Annotated in this window: 18 protein-coding genes; 13 read left to right on the top strand and 5 right to left on the bottom strand. The window is 60.5% G+C overall.

From position 1 onward, the window contains the following. Positions 1–96 precede the first annotated feature (96 nt). The 6 genes from OKB87_RS01820 to OKB87_RS01795 all read left to right on the top strand — a co-directional run bounded on the left by OKB87_RS01820 (position 97) and on the right by OKB87_RS01795 (position 3,604). A complete protein-coding gene (locus OKB87_RS01820; protein ID WP_270826253.1) occupies positions 97–552 on the top strand; it encodes a GNAT family N-acetyltransferase in 456 nt (151 codons plus the stop codon). A 22-nt stretch (positions 553–574) separates the two neighbouring features. After that, complete coding sequence (gene def, locus OKB87_RS01815) at positions 575–1,072, top strand: peptide deformylase (protein ID WP_270826252.1); 498 nt, start codon at positions 575–577, stop codon at positions 1,070–1,072. Between the two features lie 84 nt (positions 1,073–1,156). Next, positions 1,157–1,633: a GNAT family N-acetyltransferase gene (locus tag OKB87_RS01810; RefSeq protein WP_270826250.1), complete on the top strand. Its 477-nt coding sequence runs from the start codon at positions 1,157–1,159 to the stop codon at positions 1,631–1,633. A 109-nt stretch (positions 1,634–1,742) separates the two neighbouring features. After that, the gene (locus tag OKB87_RS01805; RefSeq protein ID WP_270826249.1) at positions 1,743–2,228 is read left to right on the top strand and encodes a GNAT family N-acetyltransferase; all 486 of its coding nucleotides are present in this window, start codon (positions 1,743–1,745) and stop codon (positions 2,226–2,228) included. A 51-nt stretch (positions 2,229–2,279) separates the two neighbouring features. Beyond that, entirely contained in the window at positions 2,280–2,789 is a 510-nt protein-coding gene (locus OKB87_RS01800) for a GNAT family N-acetyltransferase (RefSeq protein WP_270826248.1), read from the top strand. Continuing rightward, the gene (locus OKB87_RS01795) at positions 2,786–3,604 is read left to right on the top strand and encodes a hypothetical protein (RefSeq protein WP_429076788.1); all 819 of its coding nucleotides are present in this window, start codon (positions 2,786–2,788) and stop codon (positions 3,602–3,604) included. Before OKB87_RS01800 ends, OKB87_RS01795 begins: the two co-directional genes overlap by 4 nt. Positions 3,605–3,681: 77 nt before the next feature. Here OKB87_RS01795 and OKB87_RS01790 read toward each other — a convergent pair whose 3' ends face one another. Continuing rightward, positions 3,682–3,885 (bottom strand): hypothetical protein, encoded by a 204-nt coding sequence (locus OKB87_RS01790; protein WP_024946319.1) that lies wholly within the window; start codon positions 3,883–3,885, stop codon positions 3,682–3,684. 186 nt (positions 3,886–4,071) lie between these two features. Between OKB87_RS01790 and OKB87_RS01785 the strand changes: the two genes are divergently transcribed. Beyond that, complete coding sequence (locus tag OKB87_RS01785; protein ID WP_270826247.1) at positions 4,072–4,959, top strand: PhzF family phenazine biosynthesis protein; 888 nt, start codon at positions 4,072–4,074, stop codon at positions 4,957–4,959. A 71-nt stretch (positions 4,960–5,030) separates the two neighbouring features. On the opposite strand, the gene OKB87_RS01780 is transcribed toward OKB87_RS01785, so the two are convergent. After that, positions 5,031–6,308, bottom strand: a complete 1,278-nt coding sequence (locus OKB87_RS01780; protein ID WP_270826246.1) for an esterase/lipase family protein — start codon at positions 6,306–6,308, stop codon at positions 5,031–5,033. A 672-nt stretch (positions 6,309–6,980) separates the two neighbouring features. Beyond that, positions 6,981–7,559, bottom strand: a complete 579-nt coding sequence (locus tag OKB87_RS01775; RefSeq protein WP_043122718.1) for a PhnA domain-containing protein — start codon at positions 7,557–7,559, stop codon at positions 6,981–6,983. A gap of 225 nt (positions 7,560–7,784) precedes the next feature. On the opposite strand from OKB87_RS01775, the gene OKB87_RS01770 reads away from it, so the two are divergent. The 5 genes from OKB87_RS01770 (at position 7,785) to OKB87_RS01750 (ending at position 12,820) form a co-directional block, all read left to right on the top strand. Further along, a complete protein-coding gene (locus OKB87_RS01770) occupies positions 7,785–9,014 on the top strand; it encodes a methyltransferase (protein ID WP_270826245.1) in 1,230 nt (409 codons plus the stop codon). Positions 9,015–9,330: 316 nt separating this feature from the next. Beyond that, positions 9,331–10,779 (top strand): chitinase, encoded by a 1,449-nt coding sequence (locus tag OKB87_RS01765; protein WP_106552645.1) that lies wholly within the window; start codon positions 9,331–9,333, stop codon positions 10,777–10,779. 446 nt (positions 10,780–11,225) lie between these two features. Next, a complete protein-coding gene (locus tag OKB87_RS01760; RefSeq protein ID WP_270826243.1) occupies positions 11,226–11,606 on the top strand; it encodes a VOC family protein in 381 nt (126 codons plus the stop codon). 136 nt (positions 11,607–11,742) lie between these two features. Further along, complete coding sequence (locus tag OKB87_RS01755; RefSeq protein WP_043163700.1) at positions 11,743–12,141, top strand: GFA family protein; 399 nt, start codon at positions 11,743–11,745, stop codon at positions 12,139–12,141. A 49-nt stretch (positions 12,142–12,190) separates the two neighbouring features. After that, the gene (locus OKB87_RS01750) at positions 12,191–12,820 is read left to right on the top strand and encodes a histidine phosphatase family protein (RefSeq protein WP_270826242.1); all 630 of its coding nucleotides are present in this window, start codon (positions 12,191–12,193) and stop codon (positions 12,818–12,820) included. A gap of 53 nt (positions 12,821–12,873) precedes the next feature. Here the strand turns inward: OKB87_RS01750 and OKB87_RS01745 are convergent, their stop codons facing one another. Further along, positions 12,874–14,169 (bottom strand): sensor domain-containing diguanylate cyclase, encoded by a 1,296-nt coding sequence (locus OKB87_RS01745; RefSeq protein WP_270826241.1) that lies wholly within the window; start codon positions 14,167–14,169, stop codon positions 12,874–12,876. Between the two features lie 221 nt (positions 14,170–14,390). Here OKB87_RS01745 and OKB87_RS01740 point away from each other — a divergent pair, with 221 nt between their 5' ends. Next, positions 14,391–14,801 (top strand): SRPBCC family protein, encoded by a 411-nt coding sequence (locus OKB87_RS01740; RefSeq protein ID WP_270826240.1) that lies wholly within the window; start codon positions 14,391–14,393, stop codon positions 14,799–14,801. 94 nt (positions 14,802–14,895) lie between these two features. On the opposite strand, the gene smrB is transcribed toward OKB87_RS01740, so the two are convergent. Further along, positions 14,896–15,420, bottom strand: coding sequence for an endonuclease SmrB (smrB, locus tag OKB87_RS01735; protein ID WP_011706199.1), 525 nt, complete (start codon positions 15,418–15,420; stop codon positions 14,896–14,898). Positions 15,421–15,455: the final 35 nt, after the last annotated feature.

The raw sequence follows: 15,455 nt of genomic DNA, 5'->3' as shown, positions 1-15,455 counted from the left end.
TCAGCATTGGGCCAAGCGACATGACCGCCATGGTGGGTGGGCGCTCTGACCAGGGTAGTCATCAGGCCGCCAAGATGGTTGAGCCGAGGAGGCGGGATGGAGATCGAACTGGCGGGGATAGCGCCAAGTGAGTTTGAACAGCGTTTTGCGGCCGTCAAAGAGGGGATCTTTCCCTATGTCGAGGCGGTGTTTGGCTGGGATGACGAGATGCAGCGTGAGCGGTTGACCAGCGAATATGAGCCGCACTGGTTCTCGTGGATCCTGGCAGGGAGCGAGCGAGTCGGCCTGCTCTGCTGCAAGGCATACGACGATGCGCTGCACGTCCATCTGCTGATCATCTTCCCTCGCCATCAGGGCCGGCAACTTGGTTCGGCCGTCATGGCGCGGCTGCATCGCGAAGCGGAATCTGAGGGGAGACTCCGGGTGACCTTGTCGAGCTTTAGCGCCAATCAGAGGGCGATAGAATTTTATCGGCGCCTCGGTTATCAGGTGGTAGCGGAAGAGCCGGCGTTCGTCTCCTTGTCCCGGCCGGTGACGAGAGAAGAGTTGTAGGTACTAATGACGGAGAGCCCTCATGGCAAGGCTGGATATTTTAACGGTTCCCGACCCGCGATTGGGCATCAAGGCCGAGCCGGTTGAGGATATGGCGGCCGTGCAAGGCCTGATCGATGACATGCTGGAGACCCTCTATGCCACCGACAATGGTATTGGTCTGGCGGCCACACAAGTGGGGCGCAAGGAGGCCATCGTCATCATCGACTTGTCGGAAAAACGGGATCAGCCGCTGGTGTTGATCAATCCGCAAGTGACAAGCGGCACCGAACCGGCGTTTGGGCAAGAGGGGTGTCTCTCCGTGCCGGATTATTATGCCGATGTTGAGCGTTACGGCTCGGTGGTGGTGTCGGCACTGGATCGCCATGGCGTGCCTATCACGGTAAAGAGCAGCGATTTCCTGGCCATCGTGATGCAGCATGAGATCGATCACCTGCAGGGCAAGGTGTTTATCGATTATCTCTCGCCGCTAAAGCGCAAGATGGCGTTGAAGAAGGTTAAAAAACAGCGAGGGCAGTGATGTGGATGGTCATGGTCTATGTGATGTCGAAAAGGCCTGCGATGAATCCTGTTTCTCGAGAGTAATCAAGGCTGAGGCTGATATATGACAGTGCAATTCAAGCATTTTGACGATGTGCTGGCTCCGGATTTTCTGCCGCTGCTCAGCGACGCAACGATCAGAAAACACCTGATTGATCACCCACGTTTCGATCTGCAAGGGGTTGGGCGCTGGATGGACGACAAAATGCGGATCAACCAGCTGCCGGGGTGTCGTGTTCGAGCCGTGTTGATCCATGGGCAGCTGGCAGGGTGGTGCGGGATACAGCCGGATGAGAATGGCGTCGAGCTGGCCATCGTCATCGGTCAGGCCCACTGGGGGGCCGGCATCGCCATCTTCAGGGAGATGATGTGCTGGGCACGGGAGATGGGGCATACCGAAGTCCGCTTTCATCTGCTGGATAGTCGTCCCGCTTATGCGGCACTGGCCCGCAAGGCAAGCCGGGTAGAGCAGACGTTTCTCTCCGGGCGGATGTTCACCACCTATTTTCTGTCGGTTGAGAGCTGGTTTGCAGCGTGCTGACGCCATATGTGATAGGCCTGTTTGCCAATGCGTTGAATAACGTGTTTTGACATATCGACACAGCCTTGAGCACCTGTCGTTCGGCCACCGCAAAGTGACAAGGATGGCGATGAATCTCGAGTTCAAAAAAATAAACCTGGCGCGTGACTATGAGTTTTGTGTGGCAGCCCGCCGGGACGCCTATGTTTGCAGCTTCCATCGTGACGAGGGATTTGACGAGTTTCTGGCGGGCTATCGGGAGCGGATGGCGACGAGGCTGACCAACCAGGAGTGGCATTATCTGCATGTCTGGCAGGGGGACGAGATAGTGGGGCAGCTGGAGTTTTGCACTGTCTCAGCCGAACCGGAAACCGGCTACATATACCTGATCTATTTGACGCCACAGGCGCGTGGTCAAGGCATGGCCGATCTGCTGCTGCAATATATCGGTCGCACCTTGTGGCAGGCAGGCTGCCGGCGAGTGGTGTTGTCGGTCAGCCGTCTCAACCCGCGGGCGCTGCGTTTCTATCGGCGCAGTGGGTGGCGATATCGGGGGCCAAACCCCAAGCATGCCGAGACAGATTTCTATGAATATTGGTTGCAGGATCCGGCGTGATCAGTAGCCGTATTTGAACGGGAAAACAAAGTCCCATGGAGGGGAAAATACATGGAAGTGAGACAGGTCCGGGTATCGGATGCAGATAACCTACTGGCCTTGATGAACAGACTCGACAATGAAACAACTTTTATGCTCTATGAGCCGGGTGAGCGCACCACGACTGAGATCGAGCAAGCTCAAATATTGGCCTCGTTTGTCAGTGCAGACAACAAAATCATGCTGGTACTGTCGGAGCATGACGAGATTGCTGGTTTTATTGTCGGTATCGGTCAACCGGCAAATCGCAACAAACATGTACTGTATTGCGTTATCGGTATTCAACTCTCTGCAACTGGACAGGGCTTTGGCAAAAAGATGATGTCTGCGCTGGAGGCGTGGGCCAGGACGCACGGCTTTACCCGTATGGAGTTGAGCGTCATGTGTCACAATGCCCTGGCTTGTGCGCTATACCGCGCCTGCGGATTCGAGGTGGAAGGGGTCAAACGCAATACGATGAGGGTCGATGGTGCATATGTCGATGAATATATGATGGCCAAGCTGATTGAGGAGGTGGCATGAGCAAGATGCAGTGGCAGGTTTCCTTGAACGTCGCTCGGTCGTCAAGGAGTGCGCGCAGCGGGGCGTCGCTTGTGCTGGTGTCGCTGCTGACCATGGCGCCAGCTCATGCCGAGGAGCCGCAGCTCGGCGCCGAGTATCGCCCTCTGGTACAGAGGGTGATCGATGCCGCCAAGGCGCGGGATCCACAGGCTCTTGCCCATCAGTTCAAATACCCCTTCAAGCAGGAGTATCCCATCCCGGTCATCAAGAATTCGTCCGAGATGGTGGCCCGTTTCGACGAGGTGTTTGATGACGCCCTTTTAAACAGCATCGCCAGCTCCCGGGTCGGGCAGGATTGGCAGGCCATGGGCTGGCGCGGCATCATGCTGGGCAGTGGCGAGGTGTGGCTGGATTTTGATGGCAAGGTGATCGGCATCAATCATCAGACGGCGCAGGCTGCAAAACGCAAGGCCGAGCTTGTCGCCAAACAGAAAAGCGATCTTTATCCCGGTCTGCGGGAGTACCAGCGCCCCGAGCTGATGTGGCAGACCGAGAAATTTACCATCCGCATCGACGAGCTGGGTGACGGCCGTTATCGCTATGCCTCCTGGGCCAAGGGCAAGGCGCTCAGCGACAAGCCGGACCTGGTGCTGAAAAATGGCACCGTCAGGGTGGAGGGCACGGGAGGCAACCACACCTATCTATTCACCAGCGGCCCTTACCGCTACGAGTGCGCCGTGAGCGTGTTGGGTGAGCGGGGCATGCCGCCGGGCGAGTTGGTGGTCTATCAGAACGACGTTGCCATCATGCACCAGCCGGTGATCAAGGTGCTCTGATATCCCTTGATCTGCCCGAACGTTCAACGCGCGGTCAAGGGCCGCGCTTTTGTTGTTTGCAACAGCTGACGGTTTCGCTAGCCCTGCGGTACTCGAACTCCCTTGTCGAGGTAGAGGCTGCTGTAGTGGGCGCGGTGGGTGACAAACATCACCTGATGACGGCTGCCATCGGAGAGGATGATGAAATCACCGGCCTGGGCGGGAGTGTGCAGGCTGATTTCATGTTCGGGGGCGGTCAGCTTGTCGACCTCCTCCTTGAAGGTGAGGGTGTAAGAATACATAGGGTGCTCCACAACAGGACCTTATACAGACACGCATCAAACGTAGCTGCTGTGGCCCGGATCTGCGGCGCCCAAGCGGCACCCGCGCACCATTTAATTTACCGGCCGCGGCGGGCTCGCTATCTTATGGAAAGCGGCCCGCGGCAAGTGCAGGCCAATCATGTCGGCGACAGTCAGGAGCGAGCGATGACAGAGCGTGAATGGGAACCCGAGTTGGTGCGCATTGCCGCCTTCTCCACCGGTGCCAAGGGCGGCAATCCGGCCGGGGTCTGGCTGGGGCCGCAGCTGCCCGGTGTCGAGGAGATGCAGCGCATCGCCGCCGAGGTGGGCTTTTCGGAGACCGCGTTCGCCGCGCCCTTGCCCACGCCCGCAACGCCGCTGGATGAGCAGGCTGGCCCACGGCAGTGGCGGGTTCGTTACTTCTCTCCTGCCGCCGAAGTGCCGTTTTGTGGGCACGCCACCATTGCCCTCGGGGTGGCGCTGGCACGCCGGGTTGGCGCCGGCGAGTATCAGTTGCAACTCAATCAGGCCACCATCTCGGTCTCGAGCTGGCTGGACGGGGAAGGGGAGTGGCAGGCGGCGCTGCAATCGCCTCCCACTCGCAGCAAGCCAGCCCCTGCCGAACTGGTGAGCGCCGCGCTGGCGCTGTTTGGTTATACCCAGGCAGATCTGGATCCCCGCATTCCACCGGCCCTCATTCATGGCGGTGCCGATCATCTGGTGCTGGCGCTCAACAGTCGCGCCGCCCTGGCGGCCATGCACTACCAGATGGCCGAGGGACGGACCCTGATGCAGCAAGAGGGGCTGGTGACCATTTTGTTGGCGTATGCCGCCCGCGAGCAGCTGTTTCATACCCGCAACCCCTTTGCCTATGGTGGCGTGTATGAGGATCCCGCTACCGGAGCCGCCACCGCGGCCTTTGCCGGTTACCTGCGGGATCTGCACTGGCCCCACGGCGGCATCATCGATCTCTTTCAAGGGGAAGATATGGGGATGGCGTCGCACCTGCATACCGAGATCCCCCCCGAGCCCGGCAGCTCAATCCGGGTATTTGGCTGCGCCCGCCTGATGTGAGCGCCAGACAATGAAAAAACCGCCAGCTGGCGGTTTTTTACTTTATGTCGGGGCAAACCGGCCGCTTTGGCCTATTGCGGGTCGTGCTCCTCAGATGGGATCTGCTCCTGGTGATCGCTCTGTAGCCAGTGCAGCAGCTGGCGAGCCACCTGCGGGCTGCCGAGCAGCGCCATGTGGCTGGTGCGATAGGCAATCATGGTATGGGCGGGGAGAAAGGCCAGCTGGTGGCGTGCCTCGTCATGCAGGCCAAGGGCACTGCGCAGGGGCACCAGACCGTCACCAATCAACCGATCTGCCAGCACGCTGCGTTTGGCCGCCGTGGTGGCCGCAATCGCAAAACAGCGGACTCCGCCGGGCAGGGGCAAGGGGGCACGAGGATCGGCCAAGGGGGAAGAAGGGGGATTCCGGATTGGGAGGGAGTCCATCACCTTGCCGTGGCGCAGATCCTTGATGCCGACGCTGCGCAGCTGTGCCAGCCTGACGAACGGCTCGCTGTAGGCAGTCGCCGGCAGCAGTTGCTCCAGCCAGTGGCCGGCGGATTCGAGCGGTGCGCCATGATGGGGCGTGCCGAGAAACAGCAGGTTTTTAAGATGAGTCGGCCAGGCCTGGGCGGCCAGGTCGGCGCTGTGACAGGCGCTGTGGATCACCAGCCCGCCCATGCTGTAGGCCAGCACGCTGATCTCGCCAAGGCCGCCGGGCCAGTGGGTCGCCAGTTGTTCCAGCTGACGGGCCAGTGCTTGACCGTTCTGCACGATGGAGAGGCCCGAGTTGTAGCGCACATAGATGGGGACGTAACCCAGCGCCTTGGCCAGCATCTCCCCGTGATTGACCGGCGCATCCTGATGCCGGGTCTGCCACTGCAGATCGTTCATGCACAGCCCGTGCACCATCAGCAGCACCCGCCCGCGAGGGGGCAGTTGCGCCGGCAGGGTCGGCCAGCTCAGGGGCTTGCCGAGATAACGCAGGGTCATGGGAGTGGCCAAGGCATTGTGACTCTCGACCAGCTTGTCCCCCATCACGCTATTGAGGGCGGCGAGCAGGGCGGCGCGGCTGGGCGTGTCGGGAATTTGCTGCAAAGGCGGGGCTGGCGGCAGACGGGCAAGCAGGGCATGGATACCGCTGCCCAGTGCGCTGGCGGCGCCATGTACTCCTTTGTAAACCAGCCCGGTGATCCCCGCCATCTTTCCTTCCTCCCGCCCCTTGAAGTCCATGCCGCTCAATACCGCCTGATGGACGGCTTCGGTGAGCTGTATCGTCGCAGGCAGGGCCTGAATGAACAGTCGGGTCAGCTCGCGAATATCCGCAAGATGCCAGGAGGAGGCGGGTTGCGGTGCTGTTGGTTGCGTCATGAAAAGCCCCTGTGAAGGTATCGCCGGCCGGCTCCCGCCCGGCAGCGGGCGGCATGCATGACAACCAGCTTGCGCCGTTTACCCTAAGTTTGCCAGTAACGCGCCGGCGGTTCTTGGCGAGAAGGCTACCTAGTACGCTGCCCGGCGGGCAGGGCAATCCGCTGGCAGAGGCGCTTATGCATCTGATTGGACAGGGTCGGTGGCTGGAGCAGGAGGTATTGGTACTGGCCAGGGGATGGCAAGCATGGCCATTGAACGTGGCTTGCGACTGATATCGCCATAAAAAAACCGCCATCAGGCGGTTTTTTTATGCTACCAGCCCTTATTTCAGGGCTTTCTTCAGCTTCTTGATCTTGCTCTCGTGCTTGGCAATTTTCTCAAGGCGGGCGGCAATCTTCTGCTTGATCTCTTTCTTGCTGACTTTGGCCATCTGGCGTGCTCCTTTTGCAGTGATGACACTTGCGGTGTCGGGGGTAGGTCAGTCCATGAAACACCAGAGTGCCACAGGGTTGCTGATGACACCAACTTTTCGCTCAAAATAACGGCAGAAAGCATGCCGGTGTAGGGCCTTGTGTCGCGACGGTCCGCAGCAAGAAGAGGGGGATGGCGGGCAATCGGCAGGCACAAAAAAAGCGCCCCGCGGGGCGCTCTTGCTGGCAGGGCTGAGGGCGATCAGGCCTTTTTCAGGTAGGCGGCGACCAGCACGATCTGCACACCGTTGACCTTGCCTTCGATGTGCAGCGGGTTGTTGGTGAGGCGGATGCCCTTCACCAGGGTGCCGCGCTTGGCGGTGAAGCCTGCGCCCTTGACGTCCAGATCCTTGATCAGGGTAACCGAGTCACCTTCGACCAATACGGCGCCGTTGGAGTCGACGGTGGGCACACTGTCGTCATCGTCGCTGGCCATGCCCGCTTCGGCCCAGGCCTTGGTCTCGTCTTCCATGTACATCATGTCCAGCATGTCCTGGGCCCAGACCTCGCCTTGAGTGGATAGGTTCTTCAACTGGCGCCACGCCATGACCTGTACCGCAGGTACCTGGCTCCACATGCTGTCGCCCAGGCAACGCCAGTGGTTGACCACTGTGGTTGCCGGCTGCTCCAGCTGGCCACGGCAGGTGTCGCACAGGGCAACGCTGTGATCATCATCGCTGGCCGGAGAGTGGGGGACCGCGAAGGCAGTCAGCGCCTGTTCGGCACCGCACAGTTCACACTTGGCGCCCGCGCGCGCTTGCAGGATGGCATTGATGGTCATGTTTTGGTTCCATTCACGTTGGTAAAATGGCCCGCGATGGGCAGGCCAAGATAATGAAGGGGCGGAATATACCACAAAACCCCGCTCTTTGTCAGGCTAAGCCCGGTCGCAGGCCCGCAGCCGGCCAGTGGGGGCATCATCGGGACCTGTTGGCGTAGGAGGATGGCAGAACAGCTGTGATAGCGCAGCATAGATGAGAGTGCTTTTTGACGCGGGATCGCTAGAATGAGCCTCCATTTTGACGGCAGAACAGGGGCGCGCGTGCTGGCTCAACGTTTTCAACAACTGGATCGACTGCTGAGCGAAGCCCGGCACTGGTGGCAATACCAACCCTACCACCACCTGGACCTGGCCTTTGCCAAGGCAGCGCCTGCACTGGCTGAGCGCCTCAATGCCCTGTCGCTGGCCGAGATTGAGCGGCTCGATGGCGACATGCCTGCCCTGTGCGAGCTGCTGGCCCCCTGGATCCCGCAGGGGTCAGCGCTACATACCCTGAGTGCGCTGCCGACCCTGACAGCCGAGCCCATCCCGTGCGAGCGGACCGTGGCGATGTACATGCCGGGGCGCAAGCAGGCCCAGATTGAAGCCTTCACCGCTTGTCTGCCCGCGCACCGCGGTCCCTATCTGGAGTGGTGTGCGGGCAAGGGCCACCTAGGGCGGCTGGTCTCCCTGCACCGTCAAGCCGAGGTGCTGAGCCTGGAGCTGCAGGCGCCACTGTGCGAAGAGGGGCGCCAGCTGGCCGCTCGCGACGGTGCCCGGATGGCATTTGTCTGTGCCGATGCTTTCGCCGATGAGACCGCCCAGCTGATCGCCCCGGCCCATCACGCCATGGCGCTGCACGCCTGCGGCGAGCTGCATACCCATCTGATTGAACAGGTGGCGGCGCGCGGTGCCGAGGGGGTGACCCTCTCCCCCTGCTGTTATCACCTGATCCGCACCAGCCACTACCGCCCGCTCTCCGGCCCGGCCAAGGCCAGTGTGCTGCAGCTTGCCAAGAGCGATCTGAAGTTGCCGCTGCAGGAGACGGTCACCGGCGGCGCCCGCATCGCCCGCCTGCGCGAGCAGGAAGTGGCCTGGCGGCTGGCCTTTGATTGCCTGCAGCGCCAGGTGCGCGGGGTGGACGAGTATCTGCCGGTGCCCAACATGCAAAAGAGTCTGCTGACTGGCACCTTCGAGGATTTCTGTGACTGGGCTGCCGAGCGAAAGGGGCTGGTGTTGCCGGCCGGCCTCGACTACGCCGGGTTTCTGGCAAAGGGGGAGGCGCGCTATGGCGATGTCGCCCGCATGGAGCTGGTGCGTCACCTGTTTCGTCGCCCGCTGGAGCTCTGGCTGGTGCTGGATCGCGCCCTCTTCCTGCAAGAGCAGGGTTACCAGGTGGAGGTGGGCGAGTTTTGCGACAAGCCCATGACCCCCCGCAATATCCTGATCCGCGCGGTGCGAGCACGGCACGGATAAGCGGCGGGCCTCGTCGCGGCGGGGCCTGTTGCAGTGCTGTGCGGTTTGCCCTTTGGTACTTCCCGTTGAGGCGATTGTGTCGTTGAAAGAGTGGCGTGACCGCTCTTTTCTCATTTTTATTCGGTTTATTTTCATATAGCCGAAAGGCTCATCATCACATCGCTGCACAATGCATTTTATGCTCGCCAACCGGCAAAGTGAATTGGCTCACAGTTCCGGTAATATTCTTAATTTTCATCGTGAATTTAGTGGCCTGTAGGATTATTCTCGAGGCGACTCTTATCCCGACGTTATTCTGACATAAGGACTGTCTGTTATGTTCAAGCCTACACATTGTGCCTGGCTGGTTGCGGCTGCCTGCGCATTGCCAAGTTATGCCATGAATATTCAACCCGACCCGCAAAATGCCGGTGGATATGTCATTGCCGCCCCGGATCTGGCGGCGGTTGAAAAAACCAAGACGGCCAATCCCATGTACGGGATTTGGGCAAAGGCGTTGGCGACACGTTCCAATACCATTGTCGATGCCATAAAGCCAAGGGCGGCCAACAATCCGGATAACGTCAAACGGGTCGAGCGGGTATTCACCGAATCGGATTGGGATTATTTAACCCAGATGGCGGCACCGGAATATACCTATGAGCGCTTCTTGCGGGCGGTCGGGAAATTCCCGGCTTTTTGCGGCGAATATACCGATGGCCGCGATGCCGATGCCATCTGCAAAAAATCCATCATCACCGCCTTCGCCCATTTCGCCCAGGAAACCGGCGGTCACATCGCCAAGGAGAATGTCTCCGACAACCCGCTGGCGCTGGAGGAGTGGCAGCAGGCGCTGGTGCACGTGCGCGAGATGGGCTGGTCGGAGGGGCAGACCGGCTACACCACCGGCTGCGGCCAGAACGACTGGCAGAACAAGAAGTGGCCCTGCAGCACAGGCCAGGGTTATTTCGGCCGCGGCGCCAAGCAGCTCTCCTATCACTTCAACTACGGTGCCTTCTCCGAGGCGATGTTTGACGGCGATGCGTCCGTGCTGCTCAACAACCCCGGGCTGGTGGCCGACTCCTGGCTCAACCTCGCCTCCGCCATCTGGTTCTTCCTGACCCCGCAGGCACCCAAACCCGCCATGCTGCACGTGATTGACCGCACCTGGGTGCCCTCCCAGCGCGAGATCGCCGCCGGCATCGGCTACGGCTTTGGTACCACCATCAACGTCATCAATGGCGGCATCGAGTGCGGCGAGCAGAACAAGAACAAGGGCCAGCCGGTCAACCGCATCCGCTACTGGGAAGGGCTCGCCGAGCACTATCAGATCCCCGTCAAGGCTGACGAGAAGAACACCTGCTGGCAGCAGACCCCTTATGGCAGCCTCAACCTTAACGGCGCCACCGACGTGCTCTACACCAACTGGGACGGCAACTGGAAATACTATCCGGATCGGCCCGGCGGCTACTCGTTCGAATGTGAGCTGGTGGGGTTCCAGACAGCCTACTCGGCACTGGTGCCGGGGGATTACGAGAAGTGCGTGACCAACTTCTACGGCTCCCACGCCAACTGGCCCAAGGTGCGGGTAGTGGCCAAGCTGGATCCTGCGCCGGTTGATCCGACCGATCCCCCCGTGGGCGATGTGGCCGCCTGGAGCGCCAGCAAGGTCTATACGGCGGGCAACAAGGTGAGCTACAAGGGCGCCATCTATCAGGCCAAGTGGTGGACCCAGGGCAATGAACCGGGCAAGGGTGATCCCTGGGTGCTGGTGCCGGCGAAATAGCGTAAAGCGGCTTAATTAATAAACTCGGCAATGGATAACACCTCTCTGCCAAGTCGGGGGACATATTGTCCCCCTTTTCGATATCCGGCTTGGGAAAATAAAGTCAGTGTCTAATTATGGGGGATACGGTACTGGATGTTTATCAGTGTATAAGCGTGTCCGGTGATAAAGATATCCGAAAACAATGAATAAGGATGAGCATGGTCCGCCAGAAATATCGCGCTGGTCCTGTTTTTAATCTGGGGCGTGTGCCATTAAACAGTATTAGTTATGGCCGGTCTTGGTGACAGCGTTCCGTTATTACGTTACCTCCTTCTTTCGTCAGGCACCCATCGCCAGAATATTCATCTTTATCTAAGCAGGCATATCCAGCGGTTAAAAAGCATTGGCCGTCACCCCGCAATGAGGTATCACTGTGCCGATGAGTTCAAATCAGAGGAAACTTCATGTTCAATATTGCCATGCATTTTGAAATCCCGGTGATGGATATGGCGCGTGCCACTGCGTTTTACCGCCGTGTGTTTGGCATCGAGTTCGAGTTGATGCAGATTGATGGCAACGAGATGGCGCTGTTCCCGCTGACAGAAGGGGTGGAGGGGTGCTCCGGCGCCTTGGCCAAAGGGGAGAGCTATGTGCCCAGTATCGACGGCACGAGGATCTATCTCGCGGTCAGCGAGATTGAGCGGGTGATGGCGACGGCCCAGGCGGCCGGGGCCCGGCTGCTCTACCCGGTGACTCAGGTCGGGGAGGGCATCAAGGTGGCCGAGATTCAGGACCCGGAAGGCAACCGGATTGCATTGCAGGAGTGCTGGCTGCCGGCTTTGTGAGCCATCCCACAGCCGGTTTTGTGTTGGGGGCGGTGGCCGACGAGGGCGCAACATGGTACTCATCTGATCCGGCAGTGGCCGCAATGGCGCGGTCACGTCAACGACGACAAGCGACAACAAGACGCAAGGAGGCGTGATGAAAGGACATTGTCTGTGCGGCGGGATTGAGGTCTCGGCCGGCGATCATAAGGAGGTGGGGTTGTGCCACTGCAGCACCTGTCGGCGCTGGTCGGGCGGCCCCCTGTTTGCGGTGCACTGTGGCAAGGAGGTGCGCTTTCGCGGGCTCACTCCGGTGGCCTATCGTTCCTCGGAATGGGCGGAGCGAGGATTTTGCCCCACCTGCGGTACCCATCTTTTTTATCACCTCTTGCCGACGGATGAATACATAGTGCCGGCCGGCCTGTTTCAGAGCGAATCCTTTCAGCTGGCGAGCCAGATCTTCATCGATGAAAAGCCCGATTTCTACGAGCTGAAAAACGAGACACCGACTCTGACCGGTCAGCAGGTGTTCGAGCAGTTTGCCCCCAAGCCGTGAGAACGGGGCGAGGCCGCGCGAGCATCGGCCGCAATCAAAGGAACAGACAATGCAACTGGTGGTGATGCGCCACGGGCAAACCCCGGCCAATGCCGAGGGGCGCTATCAGGGGGCGCTGGATATCGGTCTGAGCGACACCGGGGTGGCCCAGATCAGCGCGCAGGCAAGGGCGCTGGCCTTGGCGCAGGCTCCGTTTCAGCGGCTGCTGAGCTCCCCCTTGCTGCGGGCACGGCAAAGCGCGGCCCTGGTAGCGGACGAGCTGGCGCTGCCGGTGACGCTCGCCCCCGCTTTTCGCGAGCGCCATGTCGGGGTGTTCGAGGGGCTGACCCAGCAAGAGGCGAGGGAGCGTTACCCTGCGCTGTGGGCACGCAACATCACCCGGCGCTGGGCCGAGGCGCCACCTGGCGGCGAATCGCTGGACGAAGTCATTGCCCGGGTCGGGCAGGGACTGGCGGAACTGGCGCAGAGCGGCCGTCAGGAACGGGTGTTGTTGGTGGCGCACGTCGTGGTGGCCAAGGTGATCCGGGCGCTGACCGTGGCGGGATTTGACGACTTCTTCGAGTGGCAGCTGGCCAACGGGGCTGTGCTGGAGGTGTCGCTTGCATGTGGCGATGCTGGCGGGCCACTGGGTTTCTTTGCCCGGCCGGGCAGCGAACATGGCGTCACGGCCTTGAATTGAGCCAGAAGCGTCAGGCCTGATACGTGTTTCTCAGGCCTGGCATGTATTGCCTGTCAGGGGGCGTCTGGCAGTGCCTTCCTTGAGCAGTTGCGCCCCTGTTTCTTGGCCAGATAGAGGGCGGTATCGGCCCGGCGCACCATGCGTTCCACCGTATCCTGCGGGCCCAGGCTGGCACTGATGCCGATGCTGATGGTGAGCGGCACCTCGGTGCCTGCGCCGAGCTGATGCGGCTGCGACTCGACGGCGAGGCGGATCCGCTCCGCACTGGCCCAGGCCAGCTCCAGCGAGGTTTCCGGCAGCAGCACGATGAACTCCTCGCCGCCCCAGCGGCCCAGCATGTCCACCTCCCGCAACTGTTTGGCGACCCGTCTGACCAGGCTGAGAATGGCCTGATCCCCTTGCTGGTGGCCATAGGTGTCGTTGATCTGCTTGAAGTGATCGATGTCGATCAACAGCAGGCTCATGGTGTGACCAAAGCGCTGGCAGCGCTGCATCTCCAGCTTGACCAGCTCGTCGAAGCGGCGCCGGTTGGCGATCCCGGTGAGGGGATCCGTGGTGGCCGCCACCTTGAGCTCCTCCACCAGCCGGGCCCGCTCCGAGATATCTCGCAGGATGGCGGTCATCTCGGTGGTCTGACCCAGGTTGATCTTGGCGATGGTCACCTCCAGCGGAAACTCGCTGCCGTCGCGGCGCAGCCCCATCACGGAGGCGCGGGCATGCATGGGGCGCGAGTTGATGGGGGAGTTGCTGAAGGCCTTGAAGTAGCCGTCGTGGTTGGCCCGAAAGCGCTGAGGCAGCAGGGTCTCCAGCCGTTTGCCGAGGTAGCTCTCGTCCACCCCGAACATCTCGCAGGCGGCGGTGTTGATAAGTTCGATACGCGACTCGCTGCTGACGCTGATGATGCCGTCGTAGGCGGAGTTGACCACCGCCTCGAAGCGCTTGCGGCTCATCTTGAGCGCCTCCTCCAGCTGCTTTTTGGCGGTGATGTCGATGGCGGTAACCATGATGCGGGTGATGCGGGACTGCTCGGGAATGATGGGGGAGATGACGAAACGCCACCAGCTGGTGCGCGACAGGGTGTCGATGGGCAGCTCGCTCTCGAGCCCCGTCTGCTGGCTCACGCACTCGTGCATCGGCTGCTCTATGCTGCCGGTGATGTAGCGGGGAAACATTTCGTTCAGGCGCTTGCCGATGCTGCCGAGCACGTCCAGTTCAAAGGCTTGGGCAAAGGTATCGTTGGCGGAGACCAGGGTAAAGCGATCGTCGTCGTCGAGGGAAAACACCGCAACGGCGGCACCGATGGCATCGAGAGACGACTTGATGTCGGCATGGGAACCCTGTGTGAACATGCAACCTCCATGGCGAATAACGTATTGATATTCAGTATAGTGCGGCCGTTTTTGATCCTTGTCCCGCAGGTAGAAGCAACGCCTTGCCACTGGGTTGGCGGTGATGAGCCCCGCCAGATGGACTGGCTCGACGCCATCCGCTGGGCTTTACTTGCTGGCATCCGCAAGCGAGCTGGCCGGCATGGCCAGTCATCCCACAGCAAACTGGCACGGAGCGCGTCATGAAGATCAGCATCGAGGCACATATCGAGCAGGAGATAGAGGCCGTCTGGTGGGCCTGGAACGATCCGGACTGCATCGCCAGATGGAATGCGGCCTCCAGCGACTGGCACACCACCGGCAGCCTGGTCGACTTGGTGGTGGGCGGGCGTTTTTGCCATCACATGGCCGCCAAGGATGGCAGCGCCGGTTTTGATTTCACCGGCACCTTTACCCGGGTGGAGGCACCGACCCGCCTCTCGTTCGTGATGGATGACGGGCGCGAGGTGGATGTGCAGTTTGCCAGCGAACCGGGCGGCACCTGGGTGCAGGAAACCTTCGATGCCGAGACGAGCCACACCCCGGCTCAGCAGCAGGCGGGCTGGCAGGGGATCCTCGACAATTTCAAGCGTTATGTGGAAGCGGCAGGCTAGGGGAGGCGCCTGCACCCATAAAAAAAACCACTGCCAGGTCGCGGTGGTTTTTTTTATGCTGCTCTGCTCGTCAGAGCATGCCAGAGGACGAGGGTTACTCTTCGATATCCAGCAGCACCAGGATGGCGCTGTCGCCGCCCCACTCGCGGGGGGCCTGATGGAACGCCTGCACGTTGGGGTGCTGGGCCAGCCAGCTCGGAATGCGCTGCTTGAGGATATGTTTGCCGATGCCGTGCATCACGGAGGCGACATGGATGTTCTCTTTTTGGCAGAGGGTCAGCAGGGCCGCCAGCTCCTGTTTGGCCTGCTGCTGGTTCATGCCGTGCAGGTCCAGGTAGATCTCCGGCGGATAGCTGCCGCGCTTGAGCTTTTTCAGCTCGAATTTTGACACATCTTCGCGCACGTAACGGGTTGGTCCATCGGCCTCGAGATGGGGCTGGTACTCATCGCTGAAATAGTGGTCAACCCCAAGCTTTTCGCGGCTCTCACGCAGTTCGCGTTTCTGCTTGACCGGGCGCAGGTCGGCCCTTATGGTATCTTGCTTGATTTTCCGGGTACCTTTTATCGCATCGCGGAACAGCTGGGTTTCCTCGTCTGTCGGTGAGGGCGTTTTTTTCATCAGGTACTCGTCTTGCTCGCTGTATAGAATTCTCG

Source organism: Aeromonas sp. Y318-1, from assembly GCF_027706125.1.
GTDB classification, from domain to species: domain Bacteria; phylum Pseudomonadota; class Gammaproteobacteria; order Enterobacterales; family Aeromonadaceae; genus Aeromonas; species Aeromonas hydrophila.
This window is presented reverse-complemented; position numbering and strand designations above follow the sequence as displayed.